This window comes from Chlorobium phaeovibrioides, assembly GCF_003968655.1.
Lineage (GTDB): Bacteria > Bacteroidota > Chlorobiia > Chlorobiales > Chlorobiaceae > Chlorobium > Chlorobium phaeovibrioides.
Genome location: NZ_RXYK01000065.1, coordinates 1 through 525 on the forward strand (window position 1 = coordinate 1; position 525 = coordinate 525).

Below are 525 nucleotides of genomic sequence, written 5' to 3' on the forward strand. Positions count from 1 at the left end.
TATTCAACAACGTTATATAGTGCTTGTACTCAAATGGGCACGATTCATAATATCCTGTTGTAATATTAAAGGGAGTCCATTGAATTGTAACCCTTTGAAATGGAGGATTTTATGCAATCAGAATCGGAAAGACTGGCGGCTTATCGGCAATTGCGAACCGAGATTCGGGGTTCGAGTAAACATCTGATTGTCGGAATTGACATTGCCAAAGAGAAGCATTATGCGTTCATGGGTACGGCTAACGGCACGACTTTATGCAAGCAACTGATTTTTCAGAACAACAAAGAGGGTTTTGATCTACTGAGAGCAAGAGTGGAGCTGTTGCGGGTGAAGCACCAATTCGAACAGGTGGTTTTCGGGGTAGAACCTACGGCAAACTATCACAAACCATTAGCAGAGCATCTGATCCGACAGGGATTACATTTGGTACAGGTATCGGGAAATGCAGTCAAACAGAACCGTGAGTTACTCGACAATCGCTGGGACAAGCATGATCGTAAAGATGCCGCCAATGTTGCGGATCTG

The 525-nt window shown here is 44.2% G+C and carries 1 protein-coding gene; it reads left to right on the forward strand.

Annotation, left to right across the window (positions count from 1 at the left end; translation table 11 throughout):
* Positions 1-111: 111 nt before the first annotated feature.
* Positions 112-525: IS110 family transposase (locus EKD02_RS09960; RefSeq protein ID WP_148102985.1), on the forward strand; the 414-nt coding region annotated here is incomplete at its 3' end.